Raw genomic sequence first — 17,689 nt, 5'->3', positions numbered from 1 at the left:
AAAGGAGCCATTCTGGCTCCTTTTTGCTGGGTGTCTGGTGAGGTTCTGGTGCCCGATCAGCCATTTCCCTGCTGGTCGGGGCAAGCCTTGGCAGCCTGCCCGCCCTTGAAGAGAGGCCGGGTCGGCAGCTTCATCAGGAACAGGGAGAGCAGGATCACCCCTATGCCGAGCCACTGGCGAGCGTCCAGCGTTTCTCCCACCAGCAGCACGCCGAAGGAGACCGCCACCATGGGGTTGGTGAGGGCCAGCATGCCCATCACCTCGGGGCCGTGGCGCTTGAGCCCCCAGAGCCAGGCCCAGTAGGCCAGTGCCGTGTTGAGCAGAACAAGCCAGAGCAACCCGGGGGTACTCGCCGGTTGCGGCAGCGGCATGGGGCCCGCCAGCCACCAGGCGAGCGGGATCAGCATCAGGCCCCCGAGCAGCAGTTGCCAGGCGGTCAGCGCCAGCAGATCGCTCACCGGCCAGCGCTGCATCCAGCGGCTGGACTGGCCGATGAGCAGGGTGGCCAGCAGGGCGCACGCCACGCCGACGGGATCCAGGTTGGCGGAGGGGTTGAGCAGCAGGAGTACACCCGCGAGCCCCATCAGACCCAGCAGCAGCCACTTCAGGCTGGGTCGCTTGCCATCCTGCAGCCAGGCCAGCAACATCAGAATGAGGGGCAGGGTGGCGCCCAGGGTGCCCGCCACCGCCCCCGGCAGGCGATAGGCCGCCACGAACAGCAGGGCGAAGAAGGCGGTGATGTTGCAAAACGCCAGCAGGAACTGCCGGCTCCAGGTGAGCGGTGGTCGGCGGGGATGGAGCAGCAACAGCAGTATACCGGCCGGCAGTGCCCTCCACACGGCCACCCAGTAGGGGGAGTAGTCGGTCAGGTAGAGGCTGACGACGGCATAGGTACTGCCCCAGAGCAGGGGGGCGAGCAGGGCAATCAGCAGTGGCATGGTTGTCTCGCAATGAAGTATCTTGAAGTAAAGATAAATTAGCCGCGAGTTAGTTTATTATCAAGTATCTTTTCGAAAAGATAATGGAGCCGGAATGGATAGTGATCATGTAGACCTGTTGCTGGCCCAGTGGGCACGGCAGCGACCGGATCTCGACTGCTCCCCCATGGGGGTGCTGGGGCGGGTGGCGCGCATGGCGGCCATCGCCGGGCGCGAGGTGAGTGAAGAGCTCAAGGGGTGCGGCCTGCTCGGCTCGGACTTCGACATACTGGCAACCCTGCGCCGGGCCGGTGAGCCGCTGACCCCGACCGCCCTCTACCAGTCCGCCATGCTGAGCTCGGGAGCCATGACGGCCAGGCTGGACAAGCTGGAGCAGCGCGGCCTCATAGTGCGTCAGGCGGCCCCCGATGACAGACGCAGCCTCTTGGTCTGCCTGACGGAGCCGGGGCGGGAGCTGGTCGACCATGCGGTGGAGCGCCACGTGGCGAACGAGCGCCGCCTGCTGGCCCCGCTGACGGACGAGGAGCAGGGGCAACTGGCCGCTCTGCTCAAGCGCTGGCTGCTGGAAAACGAATAGCAAAACGGGCCCCAGGGGCCCGTTTTGCATTGGCAAGGCGCGGTTTCAGTAACCGCCTCTGGCGTCCTTGACCGCCAGACCCAGCTGCCACACCGCCATGGCGTAGTGGGTGCTGTGGTTGTAGCGGGTGATGGCGTAGAAGTTCGGCAGGCCGTACCAGTACTGATAGCCGGTGCCCACGTCCAGGCGCAGCAGGCTCGCCTCTTTGTGGTTGCCGAGCGAAGCTGTGGGGGCAAGCCCTGCCCCGCGCAGGGTGGCGACCGGGTAGCGGGTCTGGAAGCCGTGCTCATAGCCGGGCAGCTGGCCCTGACCGCGCACCGCCACCGGTTGCCCCTTCTCCCAGCCATGGGCCTTGAAGTAGTTGGCGACGCTGCCGATGGCATCCACCGGATCCCACAGATTGGTGTGGCCATTGCCGTTGAAGTCCACCGCATAGCTGCGGAAGCTCGACGGCATGAACTGGCCATAGCCCATGGCACCGGCGTAGGAGCCCTTGGGTTCGGTGGGATCCATGCCCTCATCCCGGGTCATCACCAGGAAGGCCTCCAGCTCGCCGGTGAAGAAGGTCGCCCGGCGCGGGTAGTCGAACGCCAGGGTCGCCAGGGCATCCAGGATGCGGGTCTTGCCCATCACCCGGCCCCAGCGGGTCTCCACCCCTATGATGCCGACGATGATCTCGGGGGGCACCCCGTAGATCTGCTGCGCCCGATTGAGCTCGCTCTCGTACTCACGCCAGAAGCTGACGCCGTTTTGCACATTGTCCGGGGTGATGAACTTGGCGCGGTAGCGGTTCCAGGCGCCGGTCGGCCCTGTGGGCGGCGTGGTGGTGGGCGCCTGGGCGTCCATCAGCCGGATGATCCAGTCGTAGCGCTCCGCCTGGGCCAGCACCCGGTGCAGCTCGGCGCCGTTGAAGCCGTGCTTGTCGACCATGAGCTGCACGAAGTTGTCCACGTTGGTGCGGTTGGCGAAGTCTCCCTTGCTGACTCCCTGGCCGCTCCCCTGCTGGTAGAAGGGTTTGCTCGGCGGCGTCTGATTGATGAAGGCGCTCTGGGGCTGCGGCTTGACCACGGGCTTGGGGGCCGGTGTGCTGCTGCAGCCATACAGCAGGGGGAACAGGGAGAGGGTGAGGAGAAGGCGACGCATACGGTTCTCGTGAGCCTGAAAAAGAGTGTCGTCATGGTAAAACATTGGCGTCCATGCGCAAGTGCTCAGTGCAGGGCCGGGGGCCCATATTCATCGGCCGCTGAATTCGCCGACAGGCCCGCCCCCTCTCAACGCAGGGTGTGGTAGCCGCTCCAGAGCCGGGTCAGGGTGGTGATGGCGCAGAGCAGGGCAAAGCCGTAGGCCAGCGGGGCGAAGGCGGCGGGCCAGAGGCACATCAGCACGAACAGGGCGATGGTCTCGCTCCCCTCGGTCAGGCCGCCCAGATAGTAAAGTGACTTGTGGTGGTAGACGGGATTCTCGATGCCGCGCTTGCCCGCCATGATGGCAAAGGCGAGAAAGCTCGAGCCCGTGCCCATGAAGGCGAACAGCAGGGTGGCGGCGGGCAGGGCGTTGGCGGTGTCGCTCAAGGCAAAGCCCAGCACCACGGCGGCATAGAAGATGAAGTCGAGGCTGATGTCGAGGAAGCCGCCGCAGTCGGTGATCCCCGTCTGGCGCGCCACGGCCCCATCCAGGCCGTCCAGCAGCCGGTTGAACAGGATGGCGAGCAGCGCCCAGCCGTGCCATCCCAGCGCCAGCAACGGCAAGGCCAGCATGCCGATGGCAAAGCCGGTGAGGCTTATCTGGTTGGCGCTGATCCCGGCCCTGCACAGGGGGACGGCCAGCAGCTGGAGGGGGCGGCGAATGAGGGGGATCAGATGGCGGTCAAACAAGGTCGGAGTCCTCTTTGGTCAAGCAGGGAGTGGTCAGGGTGAGGATAGCCCCCGGCGCATCCTCCTCGTCGTGGGTGACCAGCAGGGCGGGCATCCCCAGCGCCTTGAGCCGCTCGAACACCAGGGTTCTGAAGGCCGCGCGCAGCGGCTTGTCTAGGCGGGAGAAGGGCTCGTCCAGCAACAGGGCCTCTGGCTCAGCCAGCAGGGCCCGCAGCAGGCTGACGCGCGCCTTCTGACCGCCGGAGAGCCGGCCCGGCAGCTTGTCCGCCTGCCCCTCCATCCCCACCTCTGCCAGCGCCTCCAGGGCGCAGGCCCGCCTCGCCGGTATCCCCCTGAGATGGGCCGGCATGCCGAACATCAGGTTCTCAGCCACCGTCAGATGGGCAAACAGCAGGTCGTCCTGAAACAGCATGCCGATGCGCCGCGCCTGGGGCGCCAAGGGGGTGAGCAGCCGCTCGCCGAGCCGTATCTCCCCCGCCAGCCGGATAGGCCCCCCCGGGGGCAGCACCCCCGCCAGGGCCGCCAGCAGGGAGCTCTTGCCGCAGCCGCTCGGGCCCATCAGGGTCAGTACCTCGCCGGGGGCCACCGCCAGGGGGGGTAGCGTCAGCAGGGGCTGCTCATCCAGGTAGAGGGAGAGCGCGGTGGTATGCAGCATGATCAAGGCCTCAGTGCAGGATTGATACGGCGGGGCAGCCAGAGCACCAGGCCGTAGATGAAGAGGGGCAACAGCAGTTGCAGCAGGCCATAGAGGCCAGCCAGTCGCCGGTTGAGGCCGCTGCCGATGGCCACCGCCTCTGTGGTGATGGTGACCACGCGGCCCGCACCGAACAGCAGGGTGGGCAGGTATTGGGCCAGGCTCACCGCTGCCCCGACCCCGAAGGCGAACAGCAGCGGCCGCGCCAGCAGCGGCCCCTTCACCCGCCACCAGGCGCGCCAGGGGCTGGCCCCGAGGGAGAGTGCCGCCCGGGTGAGGCGATCGTCGAACTGGCGATAGGGGCCGTGCAGGCAGAGATAGACGTAAGGGAAGACGAACAGCAGCTGGCTCCAGAGCACCCAGCCCGGCCCTATGCCGTCGACGCCGCCGAGCCAGTCGATCTGCAGGCGCAACCCGAACAGCAGGCTGGCCTGGGGCAACAGCAGCGGCAGGCAGATGAGCCAGAGCGGCCACTGGCGGTCAGGGGGGCGGCGGCCCTGCTGCGTCTCCAGGGCGAGCACCGCCAGCAGCAGCGAGAGGCTGGCGCAGAGCAGGGCCAGCCACAGGCTCTGCCACAGCAGGGGCCCCAGGGTGGGCAGCAGCTCCAGCCAGTGACGGCTGCTCCATTCGCTGGGCCAGAGCGCGGGGAAGGACCAGCGCCGGGCCAGGGACCAGAGCAGCAAGGAGGCCAGCACCAGCAGGTTGGTGAGGAGCAGCCCCCATACGGCGGTGCAGGCGACTAGCACAGGCCAGGGGGCGGCGGGGGCACGTCGCCCATCCAGCCAGAGAGTCTTGCCAAGCGCACTGTGGCCCCACTCCAGCAGCCGCAAGGCGGCGAGCAGCAAGAGGTTTAGCGCCAGCAGCAGCAGGGCGCCGCTGGCGCTGGCCCCGCGCCACTGGAGGTCCGGGTCCTGATACCAGAGCCAAAGCCGTACCGCCAGGGGGGCAGGGGCATCGGGCCCCAGCAGCAGGGCGAGATCCACCACTCCCAGGCCATAGGCCGCCACCGCATAGAGGGGCAGGCGCAGGGTGGGCCAGAGGGCGGGCAGCAGCAGGCGCCACCAGATCTGCGGCCCGCTGAAGCCCATGGTCTGTCCCAGCCACTGCTGGCGGCTGACCCGGGCGGGGTCGAGGGCCGAGAGCGCCATCAGCAGCAGGAAGGGGGTCTCTTTCAAGATGAGCGCCAGGATGAGGCCCAGCCCCCAGGGATCTTTCAGGGTCTGCCAGTCGGGCGGCAACTCAAAGCCGGTGAGGGCGGGGGAGATCAGGCGCAGCAGCCAGCCGGAAGGAGCGAGCAGGAAGGCGACGCCGATGGCGAAGGCGACGTGGGGCAGGGCCAGCAGGGGGGAGAGCAGGCGGCGAAGCCAGCGCATCCAGGGCCGCCCCTCCCCCTGGGCCAGCAGCAGGGCGGTGAAGAGCAGGGCCCCCAGGGTGGAGGCCCCCGCCACCCAGAGGCTCAGACCCGCCGAGTGCCAGAGGCCGGGCTGGGCGAGCAGCAGGCTGACATGGCCCCTGACCAGCCCCTCAAGCAACAGGAGCAGCAGGCCGCCGGCGATAGGGGTGGCCAGCACCAGGGCACACAGCAGGAGAAAGAGGCAGCGCCAGGGCCGGATGCTCATGGTCTAGTGGCCGTAGCGTTCGGCCCAGGCGGCTTCCAGCCGGGTCTGCCAGCTGGGGTGGGGTTCGGCCACCGCCTTGAAGCGCAGGGCCGGCTGATTGTTCCCGGGCAGGGCATCCTGGCGCAGCACGCTGGGGTCGCCCCAGAAGGCGGGATCCGCCTTGCGGGCCTGGGCGGTGGGGCTCAGCAGGAAGTTGGCCACCACCTTGGCACCGGCCCGGGCGCTGGCGTTGAAGGGGATGGCGAGGAAGTGGCTGTTGGTCAGGGCTCCCTTGCTCATGGCAACGGCCTTGACGCTGGGGGGCAGGGTGCCGTTCTGCACCGCGCTCTGGGCCTCCTGGGGGTTGAAGCTGATGGCCATGGCGAGCTCGCCATCATCGAGCAACTGCCTGGTCTCGGCGGCGCTGGCGGGGAACAGCTTGCCCTTGCGCCAGAGGGCGGGATGCAGCTGATCGAGCCAGGCCCAGAGGGGCGCGCTCAGGCGCTCGAACTCGGCGTCGGTCGCCTCCCGGTACAGGGGGGCGGGATCCGGGGTCAACTCCAGCAGGATCTGCTTGAGGAAGCTGGAGCCGTGGAACTGGGGCGGTTTGGGGTAGGTGAAACGGCCGGGATGTGCCTTGGCCCAGGCCAGCAGGGTCTGGGCCGAGGTCGGCGGTGTGTCGACCTCCTCCTCATTAACCATGAGATTGAGCTGACCCAGCCCCCAGGGGGCTTCCAGCCCCGCCACCGGCAGGGTGAAGTCCTCGCTGACCGGCAGGCGCGGATCTACTAGGGCCATGTTGGGCAGCTCCTGGCTGAAGGGCGCGCCGAGCAGCCCCTGCTCCTTGAGCGCCTTGAAGTTCTCCCCGTTGACCCAGAGCAGGTCTATGGGGCCGCCCGACGTCTTGCCCGCCTGCTTGCTGGCCAGCAGCTGGCTTACGCTCTGGGCTATGTCATCCACCTTCACCTGCACCAGGGTGACCTGATAGTCGCGCGCCAGCTCCTGCCCGGCCCATACCAGATAGGCGTTGATCTCCGGGCTGCCGCCCCAGGCATTGAAATAGACGCGCTGGCCCTTCGCCTCGGCGAGGGTCTGCTGCCAGGCCTCCTGGCTTGCGTGGAGCTGGGTCGCCATCAGCAGGGGGAGGGCTGCGACGAGCAGGGGGTGGAGCAGGGCGCTTAGCCGGGTCTTGAACATGATGAGGGTCTCGTGGGTTCAGGCGCCGCGGCGCCAACTGTGATAACGGGCCAGCAGGGCCAACAGGCGGGTGGGCTGGTGGGCCCGTTTCCACTCACCGGCCAGGTACTTGTTCCCCTCCATCAGGGTGGGATAGGCGTGGAGGGTGCCCAGGATCTTGCCAAGCCCCAGGCGATGGCGCATGGCGAGCACAAACTCGGCGATCCGCTCGCCGGCGTGAGCGCCCACTATGGTGGCGCCGAGGATCCTGTCCTTGCCCGGCACCGTCAGCACCTCAATGAAGCCGTGGCGCTCGCCGTCGGCGATGGCGCGATCCAGCTCTGCCAGATTGAAGCGGGTCGCCTCGAAGGGAATGCCTTGCGCCTCGGCCTCCTTGCGATTGAGGCCGACCCGGGCAATCTCGGGGCTGGTGTAGGTGGCCGCCGGGATCACGCGATAGTCCGCCTTGAAGCGCCTGAACTGGCCAAAGAGGGCGTTGACGGCGGCATACCAGGCCTGGTGGGCGGCGAAGTGGGTGAACTGGTAAGGACCCGCTACGTCCCCCACCGCCAGTATGCTGGGGTAGTTGGTAGCCAGAAAGCCGTCGACCTTGAGAGTACCGCGGGGGGCCAGCTCCACCCCCAGCTCTTCGAGCCCGAAGCCGCTCACGTTGGCGACCCGGCCCAGCGCCAGCAGCAGCTGATCCCCTTCAACCACTTGCATCTCATCCCCCCGGCGCAGTTGCAACCGGATAGGCAGGGTGCCCTCGGCCGCGGGCTCATAGTCGGCCCGCTCTGCCCGCCAGCCGGTGAGTAGCCGCACGCCGTCGCGGGCCATCTGTTCGGCTAGCGCCTCGGACACCTCCTGCTCTTCCCGGGGCAGCAGCTGATCGGCGAGCTCCACCAGGGTGACGGGAATGCCGAGCAGGGCAAGGCTCTGGGCCAGCTCGCAGCCGATGGGACCGCCGCCGAGTACCAACAGGTGGCGGGGAGGTTCGCGCAGTTGCCAGAGGCTGTCCGAGGTGAGGTAGGGCACCTGCTCAAAACCCGGCAGCTTGGGCACCAGGGGCCTGGCGCCGGTGGCGATGACGATATGACGGCTGCTAAGGCGCCTGCCGTCTACCTCCAGCTCCCAGGGGGAGACGAAGCGGGCCCTGCCCTGGATGCACTCCACCCCCAGCCCCTGATAGCGCTCAATGGAGTCATGGGGCTCGACCTCCTTGATCACCGTCGCCACCCTTGCCATCACGGCGGCAAAATCGGCCCGGGACTGGCTTGGGCTGAAGCCAAGCTCGCCAGCCTTGCGCTGATCAGAGGCGAAGCGGGCGCTTCGGATCAGCGCCTTGGAGGGGACGCAACCGGTGTTGAGGCAATCCCCTCCCATTTTTTGCTGCTCGATGAGGGCCACCCTGGCCTTGACTGCGGCGGCGATGTAGCTGGTGACCAGGCCCCCGGCACCGGCGCCTATCACCAGCAGGTTGTAGTCGAAGCGAGCCGGTTTGCGATAGGGGGCGTGCAACCGGCGCAGGGCGAGCCGGCGTTGCAGCCCTCGCATCAGCCAGGGCATCAGGCCGAGCAGGGTCAGGGCCGCCACCAGGCCGGGGGAGAGGATATTGCCCGTGCTGGTGAGGCTGGCGAGCTCGCTGCCCGCCAGCACATAGACGAAGGTGCCCGGCAGCATGCCGAGCTGGCTGACCCAGTAGTAGGTACTGACTCTGATGGGGGTGAGCCCCATCAGCAGGTTGACCAGAAAGAAGGGGAAGAGGGGGATGAGGCGCAGGCTCAGCAGGTAGAAGGCGCCATCCTTCGCCATGCCGGCCTCAAAGGTGGCCAGCTTGTCCCCAAAGCGGCGGCTCACCCAGTCGCGCAGCAGGAAGCGGGCGCTGAGAAAGGCCAGGGTGGCCCCTAGCGAGCTGGCAAAGGAGACCAGCAGTAGCCCCCAACCGACGCCGAACAGGGCGCTTCCCCCCAGGGTCAGCAGGGCGGCGCCGGGCAGGGAGAGGGCTGTGGTGACCACGTAGAGGAGCGTGAACAGCAGGGCCGCCTGGCCGAAGTGCGCCTGCACCCAGGCCGAGGCTTGCTCCTGGTGTGCCTGCAACCGGGAGAGACTGAGGTAAGCATCGAGATCCAGGGCGAAGAAGGCGCCGACCAGGCCCCCCATCACCAGCAACAGCAGCAGGCGGGCCCGGCTCATTGGCCATCCCTGTCGGAGGGCGCCGGGCGCTCGGGCTGCACCGGCAACTGGCAGAAGCCCTGGGGGGCTATGTCGAGGGCGGCATTGAACTTGGCCGACATGTTCTGGAAGGCGATGAGGCCGGTCAGCTCCACCAGGGCATCGTCATCGAACCAGGGCTTGAGGCGGGCTGCCTGCTCGTCACTCACCCCGTCCAGCCCGGTCATGGCCTCGGTGTAGTCGAGCACCGCCCGCTCCCGCGCATCGAACAAGGGGCTGGTGCGCCACTGGGCCAGCGCCTCCACCTTGTCGCTGGAGCCCGCCCGCTTGATGAGGGTCATGGCGTTGATGTCGACGCAGAAGCGGCACCAGTTGAGCTGGGAGACCCGTACCGTCACCAGGGAGCGCAGCACGGGGTCTATGGGGGAGCGCTTGCGGTTGATGACGCCGTAGAGGGTGGCGACGGCGGCAAACAGGCGCGGCGAGCGGCCCCAGCACTTGCCCGGTACCAGCACCTGACCGTAGTTGCGTTGCTGCAGCCAGAAAAAGGGGCGGATAAACCAGGCATATTCCCGATCCGGCTTGACCTCAATGCGCATGTTGTTCCTCGTCGAGTCTCTGCATCTTGGGTTTGTAGGCCCCCCCCAGCCGCTCGTTGAGCCGGTTCAGGAAGTTCAGGATCCGCCCCCGGTTGACCCCCAGATCGCTGCGCCCCTGGCGGGAGGCGGATCGCATGTCGACCCGGGTCTCCTTGGGGCCCGTAAAGACCCGCAGCGCAACATCATCCTCAAAGCCGAACCAGCCGGTGGTGACCACGGCATCGAGGCCGTCCGGGCCTGGGCGCACCCGCCAGCCGAGCTCCGTCATCAGCTCCTCTGCCTCGGCGAGCACCTCGGCCGGGGAGGCATGGGTATAGAGAGGACCGGGGTTGCCGGGAAATACTTGCAAGGGAGGGGCGTTGACGGGGAGATCCTGCGCCGTTCTCAGCTGCTCTGCCCACAGCAGTCGGGGCGGATGATAGGGATCCGTGCTGACGTCGTTGGTGAGGGGCGAGCGCAGTGCCTGAACGACAAACAGCAGGGGCAGCAGCAGGGGGGCTATGCCCCAGGCATCGGCCCATAGACAGGGGGAGCTGCGGTAGCGCCAGGGCAGGCGCAGCAGTAGCCAGAGACTTATCAGGGCGCTCGCGAGGCAGAGGGTGAAACCGACCCACCAGGGCCAGAGATGAGCCCGGCTGCCGAGGGCGCCCCCCAGGGGCAGCAACCAGGCCAGCAGGGGCCACCACAAATAGCTGTGCATATGCAGGATCCACTGGTTATGATGGAGCAATGCCCAGAAGGATAAACTTAATTACCTGATAACGTTAGTAAATTATCTTTATCTTGGCACTTTTTGCCGCCCTGCATGCAGGGGCTGCAGGGCGGTGGTCAGGGCCCGGCCGGGCAGGGAGCCGGCGGGCGCCCTTGTCAGGGTAGAGGGGACACGGGGAAGGGCGCCAGCCCTCAGCTGCGGTAGAGCACCTTGATGAGGTGGAAGCCGAACTTGGTGCGCACCGGCCCCAGCACGGTCAGGAGTTCCCCCTTGAAGACGGCATCGTCGAAGGCCTTGACCATGTCCCCCTTGGAGAACTCCCCCAGATCGCCGCTGCGCTTGGCGGAGGCGCAGGTGGAGAAGCGCTTGGCCATCTGGCCGAAGTCGGCACCCTTGGCGAGTTTTTCCTTGATCTCGAGACACTCTTTCTCGGTCTTGACCAGGATGTGCTGGGCACAGGCTTTTTTCATCGGAACGCTCCTCGGCGATGGTAAAGGGGGCGCAAGGGTACTCCAATTCGGCGCGCGCGTCAGCCCCGCCGGCGGCACATCAGCCGCGGGTATGGGTCGCCAGACGCGCCCTGGGGCGAGACTGCCACAGTATCTCCAGCCCCAGCAGGGCGTAGAGGCTCCAGATGGCCAGGGGATTGAGCCAGTCGCCGCCGAGCTGCAGGGTGAGCAGGGCGCCGCCGACCAGCAGCAGGGCTATCCCGGGCAGGCGCCAGTGGGCCGGCAGCGGTGCCAGTATGGCCAGGCCCAGCAGCAGGGCGAGACCGAAGGGCAGGTTGAGGGCGGTGAAGGCCAGGGCCTGCTGGCCGTTCATGCCGGTCAGCAGGGCCAGCAGGGCACTGCAACAGGCCAGGAAGGTGACGAATTCGAGTCTGTCGGCTATGTAGTCAGCCAGTTGTTCGCTACGTAAGGGCATGGGATCTCTCCTGCGATTGATGACATCAGTGTGGGGCAGGGAAGGAGGCAGTGGCAGCGGGATAAATCGATTGGATTGAACGAAGCTTTAGTGCCACCTATTCAAGTTGTTGATTTAAACTTATTTTCCTGTTCAATAGCAGGATATGGCAATGGGGGCCCCAGACGATGATGTCAAGCCTGCCAGGGCATCCGGGGTCTCAGGGCCGGGGGGCGTCCGACAGGGGCTGTCGCGTGGCAAACGCAACAGCGCCGCGGGTGGCGACGGGAAGGCACCGCCGGTATCGGACTTGAGTGCCGTTTTTTTGTACGCCCCTTGCCGGGAGAGTGCGCACTTTCCCCGTTGGCGGGCCGTTTTCCCTGTCATGCCCCCCTGAAAGCCGGCTCCGGAAGAGGACGCCAGCCCCGGGGGAGAGGGGGATTTCGCGACAGCGGTTATGCTAGGATGAGCCGCGCTCGCCTGGGGTGAGCCCCATTATCATTCTAAATCGAACAGTTTTTTACTTATGTTATTCGGGGAAATTGACGTTTGACAGGATGCCATCCTATTTTGCCTGCCGGGTTCAGCTCACCCGGGCGAACCGGTCGTCGTGGGCCCGGCACCTTGCTGCTCGCCCTCTGTCTGTGGCTGCTGGTGGCTCCTGCCATGGCGGCCAAGCTGACCTATCAGATCAAGGGCATCAAGGGGGAGCAGAAGGATAACGTCGAGGCCTATCTCAATGCCCTGCCGGTCTACCAGGAGCGTCAGTATCGTCCCGCCCGCGCCAAGATCACCGAGAGCGTGCAAAAAGCCCTGCAGGTCTATGGCTACTACCAGCCGAAGATCACCCTCAAGCGCGACAAGAAATCCCCCGCCAAGGTGGTGATCGAGATAGCGCGGGGGGAGCCAGTGCTGATCTCGCGCCTCGACATTCTGCTGGAAGGGGAGGCGGGTAGCGACGAGGTCTACAGCGAGCTGCTGGACAAGCTGCCCCTGAAGGAGGGGGATCCCCTCAACCACGGCAAGTACGAGTCCATCAAGGCGGATCTCGGCAGCCTGGGGCTGGCGCGGGGCTACTTTGACGCCAAGATCAGCAAGAGCCAGGTGAAGGTCTTCCCGGATCAGGGCAAGGCCGAGATCTATATCCTGTTCCGCTCCGGTCCCCGCTATCACTTCGGCGAGATCCACTACGATGCGACGCCGGAGGCCCTGCGCCTCATCCGGCCGCTCATCAACATCAAGAGCGGCGATCCCTATCTGGCGATCCGGCTGGCCGAGATGTCCCAGGACGTCTCCTCCACCAAGCTGTTCAAGCAGGTGGACATCAAGCCCATGATCAGCCAGGCCGAGGGCAATAGGGTGCCGGTGCAGGTGACCCTCTCGAACCGGGTCGACCACGAGATAGAGGTCGGTGTCGGCTATGCCACTGACGTGGGGCCGCGCCTGAGTGCCACCTGGGAGAAGCCCTGGGTCAACCGCTATGGCCACAGCCTCTCCAGCACCGCCAAGATCTCGGCCCCGGAGGCGGAGCTCAGTTTCGACTACCAGATCCCGGTCGGCAATCCGCTGCGGGACTACTACTCCCTGCAGGCCGGCTACCAGTACACCGACAACAACGATACCCGATCCGATCTCGCCACCTTGGGGGTGCACCGCTGGAAGCGGCGGCCGGAGAGCTGGGACAGGGACGTCTTCATCCGGCTGGAGAACGAGCGCTACGTGCAGGGCAACGACGAGGGGAACAGTCTGCTGCTGATCCCCGGTGTCTCCTGGTCGCGGTTGCGGGTGCGCGGCGGCCTGGTGCCGGACTGGGGGGATCGTCAGCAACTGACGACGGAATTCTCCAGCCCTTACTGGGGCTCGGACATCAACTTCATGCGGGTGTGGGGGCGCAGCAAGTGGCTGCGCACCCTGGGGGAGGATCACCGCTTCCTGATGCGGGTCGAGCAGGGGGCCATCATAGGGGATGACTTCTCGCTGGTGCCCCCCTCCCTGCGTTTCTTCACCGGTGGCGATCAGACCATACGCGGCTACGGCTATGAGACGGTCTCGCCGAAGGACGAGGATGGCAAGCTCACCGGCGGACGCTACACCAGCGTGGGCAGTCTGGAGTACAACTACCGCTTCAGCGACAAGTGGCTCGGCGCCCTGTTCGTGGATGGCGGCACCGCCACCGTCGACTACAGCGAGGCCTGGAAGATAGGCACCGGGGTCGGGGTGCGCTGGGTGACCCCCATAGGCCAGGTCAGGCTGGATCTGGCGGTGGCCATCTCCGAGGAGGACAAGCCGTTGCGGCTGCATTTCGCGCTGGGGCCTGAATTATGATCCGGTTTGAACCCACTCATCCTCTTTGTTCTCTCTCCTGGCCGCTGCGGCTGCCTCTTTCTCGGGGGTCTGCGCTGTGATCTGGGTAAAGCGTATTTTCTTGTGGCTGATGGGACTTTTCTTCCTGCTGCTCATCGGTGTCAGCCTGCTGGGCTTCAGCCACCCGGGCAACCAGTGGCTGTGGCAACAGGCCAAGGCGGCGCTGCCCTCCCTCAAGGGGGAGCTGGTGGCGGGACAACTCGGCTATGGCTGGACTCTGAAAGGGCTCGGTTGGCAGGATGCGCTGGTCGATGTCACGATCGAGCATGCCGAGCTGGACTGGGATCTCGGCAAGTTGCTGCAGGGCAAGATCTGGATCAAGTCGCTGGAGGTGACCCATCCCGTGGTCCGGGCGGCGCGATCCGAGTCTGCCGCCGAAGAGCCGACAGCGCCCTTCGTCTGGCAGCCGCTGCCGCTGCGCATCCAGATCGACAACCTCAAGGTGACGGATCTGGATGTCGCCGTGCCCGGGCTGGGGCTGACTCTTAAGTCCCTCGATATCGGTGCGAGCCTGGATCGCAAGGGGTTGATCGTGCGCGGACCCGTGCTCGATGGCCTGAATGTGACCTTGCTCGACCCGTCCCCGGTCAAGGCGCCCACCGACAAGGCAAGCAAGACGGCCAAGGCCGACAAGCCGGCGACCAAGACGACCCCATCCCCCCTCGGTACCAAAGAGCCGGTCATCGCCAAGGCAAAGCAGGGGCATGACAGCAAAGCCACGAAGGCGAACAATGCGGCGCCCATAGTGCTGCCCGAGATCCGCCTGCCATTCCCCGTTCGGCTCGAAGGACTGACCCTGACCAGGCTGCGTTATCAGCAGGGTGAGTTGATCGAGGGCCTCGACAAGCTGCTGCTCTTCGCCACGGCCAAGGAGGATCGCATCGACATCCGCGAGCTCTCCTTGCGCCATGACATGGCCGATCTGATGCTCAGTGGCCATGTGCGTCTGGTGGATGACTATCCCCTCGCCCTGACCCTGGATGCCAAGGCACGCAAGGGGCTTAAGCCGTGGGAGCTTGACACCGAGCAGGCAAACCTGACACTGACTGGCTCTGTGGGCAAGCTGGGGCTGGCGCTCAAGGCCAAGGGGCCGATCACGGCCAATCTCAAGGGGACCCTGGCGACGCTGGATCCCGACTTGCCCTTCGATCTGGCGCTGGACTGGAAGAGCCTCTCCTGGCCCCTTCACAAAGCGGCCAAGGACGAACCCAGCTACCGGCTGGACAAGGGCACCCTGAACGCCAAGGGCAAGCTCTCGGGCTATCAGTTTAATCTCAAGACCGCCGGCAAGGGCACTGACCTGCCTCCCTTCAAGCTGGCGCTCTCGGGCAAGGGGGATCTTGGCGAGCTGAGTCGTGTCGAGCTACTGCTCAATGCCCTGAAGGGGGATCTCAAGCTCGATGGCAAGCTGGCATGGCGCAAGGGCGTCCAGTGGCAGGGGACCACAGAGTTCAAGGGGATCAACCCGGCCGAGCTGGTGCCCGAGATCAAGGGAGCGCTGGCGGGCAAGATAGTCAGTCGCTTCGAGCTGGACGAGGCGGGCCATTGGCAGCTGGCGCTGCCGGAGCTCAAGGTCGAGGGCAAGCTCAACCAGTATCCCCTGGCGCTCAAGGGAGCCCTCAGCGGCAACGACAAGATGGAGTGGACCATCCCGGCCCTGGCGCTGCAAAGCGGCCCCAACCAGTTGCAGGCCAAGGGATCGCTCACCGCCCAGGCCTGGAAGCTGGATGCCCAGATAGATGCGCCCAAGCTCGGCGGCATCTATCCCGGCCTTGGTGGCGACCTCAAGGGACAGGTGCGTCTCACCGGCAGCCAGCAGGCGCCGAGGGTGAATGTGGATCTGGCCTCGAGCCGCCTCGCCTATGCCGGGACAGTGCTGAAAGAGACCGTGATCAAGGGCAGCGCCCTGGTGGGAGACAAACCCGCCGGCGAGCTGGCCCTGACGGTGGCGAGCCTGGTACAGGGGAGCAATAGCTTCTCCCAGCTGGCGCTCAACCTTGGCGGGGATCTCGAGCGCCACGGGCTCACCTTGACCATGAAGGGGGATCCGCTGGCCGCCGATCTGCGCCTGGATGGCAGCCTGCGCGGGGATCGCTGGCGCGGCGCCCTCTCCGAACTCAAGTTGAAGACCCCCCTGCGGCGCTGGACGCTGGCCGCCCCCTGGGCCCTGGACCTGAACTTGCCCAGGCAGCAGCTGACCATGGGGGATTTCTGCCTGGGTTCCCAGGGGGCCAGCCTCTGCGTCAAGGGCAGCCAGATTTCCGCTGCCCAGGGTAGCCTGGAGTTTGCCCTCAATGCCTTCGATCTCAAGCGGCTGCGCCCCTGGTTGCCGGACAACTTCCGCTGGCAGGCGGTGCTGTCGGCCGACGGTCGCGCCAGCTGGCGCGGCAATCAGCCGACCCTGCATGTCAGGGTAAGCACCACGCCGGGCACCTTCGTGGCCGACGAGCTCAAGACCGAGTACCAGCGCCTCGAGCTCGGAGTCGATTTCGAACGCCAGCAGGCCGCCATCCGGCTCGATTTCGCCTCCAGACAGATAGGCAATATCGACACCGATCTGCTGATAAAGGAGCCTGCAGGCCGCGGCCTGCTGTCGGGTCAGCTCAAGTTTGACGACCTCAAGCTGGCGACCTTTGCCCCCCTGATCCCGGAGGTGCGCTCCCTGCAAGGCTTCATCTCGGCCGATGCCCGCTTCGATGGCACCCTGGCCGCGCCCCTGCTGTACGGCGAGCTGAACCTGCTGGAGGGGGAGGTGCAGACCCACTCCGACATGGTGACGCTCTCCAAGCTGGTGACCCGCCTCAAGATAAACGGCAACCGGGCCGAACTCGACGGCTCCATGCTGGTGGGCAAGGGGCCGCTGGCGCTGGGGGGATGGCTGAGCTGGGCCAGCCTGCCGGTGACCGGCAGCCTCACCATCCAGGGCAAGGATCTGGAAGCCCAGTACCCGGGCATGGGTCGGGTCAGGGTCTCTCCGGACATCGCCATCTCCCTGGGGGAGGAGACCAAGGTCAGCGGTCAGGTGGACATTCCCTGGTCGCGCATCCTGGTCAAGACGCTGCCGGAGAGTGCGGTGGCGGTCTCCGATGACGTGACCGTCATCTACGACGATCTGCCACCCGTGCCCAAGGCGGCGCCCCTGCCGATGGAGATCAAGCTCGCCATCCGGCTCGGCGACGATGTCCGGCTGGAGGCCATGGGGCTCAAGACCAAGGTGACGGGGGCGCTCGGCATTCGCCAGGATCCCTCCAAGCCGCTGGCGGGCAATGGTCAGCTGGAGCTCAAGGATGGGCGCTTCAAGGCCTACGGTCAGAACCTCATTATCAAGGAGGGGCGGATCCTCTTCTCCGGCCCCATCGATCAGCCCTATCTCAACATAGAGACCTACCGGGATCCCGACACCATAGAGGACAACGTCACCGTCGGGGTCCGGGTGACGGGACCGGCGGCCAAGCCGAAGATCACCGTCTATTCCGAGCCGCAGATGGCGCAGTCCGAGCAGCTCTCTTATCTGCTGCGCGGCAAGGGGCTGCAGACCAGTGGCGAGGATGGCGGCTTCAACGGCCTGCTGGTGGCGGGGGCGGTGAGTCAGGCGAGTGGCGTTGTCTCCAGTATCGGGGAGTCCCTTGGCATGAGCGATGTAGCCCTCGACACCGCAGGGAGCGGCGACGATACCCAGGTGACCCTGTCGGCCTACCTGCTGCCCGGCTTGCAGTTCCAGTACGGTGTCGGGGTGTTCAGCCCCATCGCCGAGTTCAAGCTGCGCTACGAGCTGATGCCCAGACTCTATCTGCAGGCCATGAGCGGGGTGGCCCAGGCGGTAGACATCTTCTATCGCTTCACCCTGTGAAGGGGATGAGCACGAAAACGGGAGGCCTTGGCCTCCCGTTTTTCATGGTGCCGTCTGGCGGGGCGGGAGCGAGATGGCCCGGAAAAGCAAAAACCCGGCGCCAGGCCGGGTCTTCAGAAGAGTGGTGGAGGGAGAAGGATTCGAACCTTCGAAGGCAGAGCCGTCAGATTTACAGTCTGATCCCTTTGGCCGCTCGGGAACCCCTCCACGGGGTATTTTCCTGATTGTTCGC

General features: G+C 66.1%; 14 protein-coding genes and 1 tRNA gene. 3 read left to right on the top strand and 12 right to left on the bottom strand.

Going from position 1 to position 17,689, the window contains the following annotated elements; genetic code table 11:
• Positions 1-56: 56 nt before the first annotated feature.
• Positions 57-938: a DMT family transporter gene (locus tag WIR04_RS13855; protein ID WP_338887691.1), complete on the bottom strand. Its 882-nt coding sequence runs from the start codon at positions 936-938 to the stop codon at positions 57-59.
• Between the two features lie 94 nt (positions 939-1,032).
• Between WIR04_RS13855 and WIR04_RS13850 the strand changes: the two genes are divergently transcribed.
• Positions 1,033-1,515, top strand: a complete 483-nt coding sequence (locus tag WIR04_RS13850) for a MarR family winged helix-turn-helix transcriptional regulator (RefSeq protein WP_205641381.1) — start codon at positions 1,033-1,035, stop codon at positions 1,513-1,515.
• 45 nt (positions 1,516-1,560) lie between these two features.
• On the opposite strand, the gene mltB is transcribed toward WIR04_RS13850, so the two are convergent.
• The 10 genes from mltB to WIR04_RS13800 form a co-directional block, all read right to left on the bottom strand.
• Positions 1,561-2,658, bottom strand: coding sequence for a lytic murein transglycosylase B (gene mltB, locus WIR04_RS13845; protein WP_338887688.1), 1,098 nt, complete (start codon positions 2,656-2,658; stop codon positions 1,561-1,563).
• A 128-nt stretch (positions 2,659-2,786) separates the two neighbouring features.
• Positions 2,787-3,389: a CDP-alcohol phosphatidyltransferase family protein gene (locus WIR04_RS13840; RefSeq protein WP_338887686.1), complete on the bottom strand. Its 603-nt coding sequence runs from the start codon at positions 3,387-3,389 to the stop codon at positions 2,787-2,789.
• Complete coding sequence (locus WIR04_RS13835) at positions 3,382-4,044, bottom strand: ATP-binding cassette domain-containing protein (protein WP_338887684.1); 663 nt, start codon at positions 4,042-4,044, stop codon at positions 3,382-3,384. Before WIR04_RS13835 ends, WIR04_RS13840 begins: the two co-directional genes overlap by 8 nt.
• A 2-nt stretch (positions 4,045-4,046) precedes the next feature.
• On the bottom strand, positions 4,047-5,702 hold the full coding sequence (locus WIR04_RS13830; protein WP_338887682.1) for an ABC transporter permease: 1,656 nt from the start codon (positions 5,700-5,702) through the stop codon (positions 4,047-4,049).
• A gap of 3 nt (positions 5,703-5,705) precedes the next feature.
• Positions 5,706-6,878: an ABC transporter substrate-binding protein gene (locus WIR04_RS13825; RefSeq protein ID WP_338887681.1), complete on the bottom strand. Its 1,173-nt coding sequence runs from the start codon at positions 6,876-6,878 to the stop codon at positions 5,706-5,708.
• An 18-nt stretch (positions 6,879-6,896) separates the two neighbouring features.
• Entirely contained in the window at positions 6,897-9,050 is a 2,154-nt protein-coding gene (locus tag WIR04_RS13820; protein ID WP_338887680.1) for an FAD-dependent oxidoreductase, read from the bottom strand.
• Entirely contained in the window at positions 9,047-9,628 is a 582-nt protein-coding gene (locus tag WIR04_RS13815) for a carboxymuconolactone decarboxylase family protein (protein WP_338887678.1), read from the bottom strand. The genes WIR04_RS13820 and WIR04_RS13815 overlap by 4 nt, the downstream gene beginning before the upstream one ends.
• Positions 9,618-10,328 (bottom strand): DUF1499 domain-containing protein, encoded by a 711-nt coding sequence (locus WIR04_RS13810; RefSeq protein WP_338887675.1) that lies wholly within the window; start codon positions 10,326-10,328, stop codon positions 9,618-9,620. Before WIR04_RS13810 ends, WIR04_RS13815 begins: the two co-directional genes overlap by 11 nt.
• A gap of 203 nt (positions 10,329-10,531) precedes the next feature.
• Entirely contained in the window at positions 10,532-10,810 is a 279-nt protein-coding gene (locus WIR04_RS13805; RefSeq protein WP_025326374.1) for a peptidylprolyl isomerase, read from the bottom strand.
• A gap of 79 nt (positions 10,811-10,889) precedes the next feature.
• Positions 10,890-11,264, bottom strand: a complete 375-nt coding sequence (locus WIR04_RS13800; RefSeq protein ID WP_025326375.1) for a hypothetical protein — start codon at positions 11,262-11,264, stop codon at positions 10,890-10,892.
• A gap of 528 nt (positions 11,265-11,792) precedes the next feature.
• On the opposite strand from WIR04_RS13800, the gene WIR04_RS13795 reads away from it, so the two are divergent.
• Together WIR04_RS13795 and WIR04_RS13790 are read left to right on the top strand one after the other, a co-directional pair.
• Complete coding sequence (locus WIR04_RS13795; RefSeq protein ID WP_420883426.1) at positions 11,793-13,568, top strand: autotransporter assembly complex protein TamA; 1,776 nt, start codon at positions 11,793-11,795, stop codon at positions 13,566-13,568.
• A gap of 76 nt (positions 13,569-13,644) precedes the next feature.
• A complete protein-coding gene (locus tag WIR04_RS13790; protein ID WP_338887671.1) occupies positions 13,645-17,457 on the top strand; it encodes a translocation/assembly module TamB domain-containing protein in 3,813 nt (1,270 codons plus the stop codon).
• A gap of 122 nt (positions 17,458-17,579) precedes the next feature.
• Here WIR04_RS13790 and WIR04_RS13785 read toward each other — a convergent pair.
• Positions 17,580-17,664: transfer RNA gene (locus tag WIR04_RS13785), tRNA-Tyr, on the bottom strand.
• Positions 17,665-17,689: the final 25 nt, after the last annotated feature.

The sequence above is a fragment of the Aeromonas rivipollensis genome (assembly GCF_037811135.1).
Classification (GTDB): domain Bacteria; phylum Pseudomonadota; class Gammaproteobacteria; order Enterobacterales; family Aeromonadaceae; genus Aeromonas; species Aeromonas rivipollensis.
Note: the sequence above shows the minus strand (reverse complement) of the source record. Positions and strands in the feature narration are given on the sequence as shown.

Bases quoted from the DNA above. Each gene is read 5' to 3' on its own strand.
- WIR04_RS13855 (WP_338887691.1), bottom strand. From the start codon at position 938: ATGCCACTGCTGATTGCCCTGCTCGCCCCCCTGCTCTGGGGCAGTACC.
- WIR04_RS13850 (WP_205641381.1), top strand. From the start codon at position 1,033: ATGGATAGTGATCATGTAGACCTGTTGCTGGCCCAGTGGGCACGGCAG.
- mltB (WP_338887688.1), bottom strand. From the start codon at position 2,658: ATGCGTCGCCTTCTCCTCACCCTCTCCCTGTTCCCCCTGCTGTATGGC.
- WIR04_RS13835 (WP_338887684.1), bottom strand. From the start codon at position 4,044: ATGCTGCATACCACCGCGCTCTCCCTCTACCTGGATGAGCAGCCCCTG.
- WIR04_RS13830 (WP_338887682.1), bottom strand. From the start codon at position 5,702: ATGAGCATCCGGCCCTGGCGCTGCCTCTTTCTCCTGCTGTGTGCCCTG.
- WIR04_RS13825 (WP_338887681.1), bottom strand. From the start codon at position 6,878: ATGTTCAAGACCCGGCTAAGCGCCCTGCTCCACCCCCTGCTCGTCGCA.
- WIR04_RS13820 (WP_338887680.1), bottom strand. From the start codon at position 9,050: ATGAGCCGGGCCCGCCTGCTGCTGTTGCTGGTGATGGGGGGCCTGGTC.
- WIR04_RS13815 (WP_338887678.1), bottom strand. From the start codon at position 9,628: ATGCGCATTGAGGTCAAGCCGGATCGGGAATATGCCTGGTTTATCCGC.
- WIR04_RS13810 (WP_338887675.1), bottom strand. From the start codon at position 10,328: ATGCACAGCTATTTGTGGTGGCCCCTGCTGGCCTGGTTGCTGCCCCTG.
- WIR04_RS13805 (WP_025326374.1), bottom strand. From the start codon at position 10,810: ATGAAAAAAGCCTGTGCCCAGCACATCCTGGTCAAGACCGAGAAAGAG.
- WIR04_RS13800 (WP_025326375.1), bottom strand. From the start codon at position 11,264: ATGCCCTTACGTAGCGAACAACTGGCTGACTACATAGCCGACAGACTC.